Source organism: Nocardioides sp. NPDC057577, from assembly GCF_042801335.1.
Lineage (GTDB): Bacteria > Actinomycetota > Actinomycetes > Propionibacteriales > Nocardioidaceae > Nocardioides.
In genome coordinates this window covers 1-1,235 of record NZ_JBHVGB010000350.1, presented here as the reverse complement: position 1 = coordinate 1,235, position 1,235 = coordinate 1, and the positions used below count along the sequence as shown (strand labels likewise).

The 1,235-nt window shown below is 69.6% G+C and carries 2 protein-coding genes; one reads left to right on the top strand and one right to left on the bottom strand.

Annotated features, from left to right (window positions below; genetic code table 11):
- The coding region (locus ACFU7D_RS29700) for a hypothetical protein (RefSeq protein WP_378874136.1) at positions 1 to 316 on the top strand (316 nt) is incomplete at its 5' end.
- 71 nt (positions 317 to 387) lie between these two features.
- Here ACFU7D_RS29700 and ACFU7D_RS29695 read toward each other — a convergent pair.
- Positions 388 to 1,092 carry a hypothetical protein gene (locus tag ACFU7D_RS29695; protein ID WP_378874134.1) on the bottom strand — a complete coding sequence of 235 codons (705 nt, stop codon included), beginning with the start codon at positions 1,090 to 1,092 and terminating at the stop codon, positions 388 to 390.
- Between the last annotated feature and the right edge of the window lie 143 nt (positions 1,093 to 1,235).

The following is a 1,235-nucleotide window of genomic DNA, read 5'->3' as shown; positions in this document are numbered from 1 at the left end:
CGTGAACAAGGGAATGACACCGGACTGGAACACCTTCCCCGACGACAGGCCGGTTGACTACCAGGTGGGCGACGTCTTCTGGAACGGCGCCCTCGTCGACCGCCACCTGCTCGTCTCGGTCGACGGAGGCCGCGTCATCCTCCCGGTCCCCAAGCCCATCTACGACAAGCGGGAAGGCAAGACCATCGTGGCCCGCTTCGAGGTGACCCGCTTCGAGCGCGCCTTCGCCCGACTGCTCCACAACGCCGAACCAGGCGAGGACTTCGACCGGTACTACAAGGACGCGGGCTTCGTGACCGTCGACAACCCTGCCTGACCCGTGCCTGGGTGGTGCCGCGATGCGGTACCACCCGAACCGCATTCACCCAAGCCGTGCGAGCCGTACCCCTACGCCAAGGCGGCGGCCACCGTCTCCAGGACGGCGCGCTGGCGGGTGTCGATGGGCACGTCGGCCTGGCGCAGCGAGCGAAGCGTCGATCCCTCGGCACACAGCCTGCACAGCCCCATCAACGGGAGCGGACCGGCCCCGATCAGGGTGTGCGAGGAAGAGCTCTCATAGACGGGCCGGTAGCAGCCAGGGCACAGACGGCAATCCTCAAGTTCGTCCGCCGGCGGCGCGTCCGGACCGAGCAGCGGCACGATCCGCAGGAGGCTCTCCCCTGCTTCGGCCCACAGCCCCATCGGTCGTTCCGCGCTCCGCTCGAAGACGACGTCGCCGTCCGGGCCCTCGGGAGTGCGAACCCGGGCCAGCGTGCCGACGCCTTCCTCGGGATGGTCGGGCAAGAACGCCAGGACGGTCCTGTGCCCGGGCCCCTCGGTCACGCCGAAGACGTGGCCGCGCCCGGACGCGAGGGCCGCGCCCACCTCGTTCAGCCCGCCGGCGACGTCGTTACGCAGGCGCAGCGGCCACGAGGCCGGCACGCCGTCGATCTCGGCAGGGGAGGAGGTGATCAGGACGCCATTGCCGGACTGGCGAACGTCCAGGTGCTGCATCCCCTCGGTGGAGTGGAAAGCGGTGCCGAACCACTCCGTGGCTGGCCGGTCGTTCTCGCCCCGTGAGCGGCGCGGCTTGTGCTGCTTGTGACGTCCCATGTTGTGCCTCGCAGGCGTGCCCCTGTGCGCGGGCCGTTCGGTCCGCTGAACCTCCAACCGGCAACCAGCCAGCCCCGGTACGCGACGGTCCCATCGGCCACCCATCCGGCCCATCCGGCTGTTGATTTCGGCACGCTATTGAC

Bases quoted from the DNA above. Each gene is read 5' to 3' on its own strand.
- ACFU7D_RS29695 (WP_378874134.1), bottom strand. From the start codon at position 1,092: ATGGGACGTCACAAGCAGCACAAGCCGCGCCGCTCACGGGGCGAGAAC.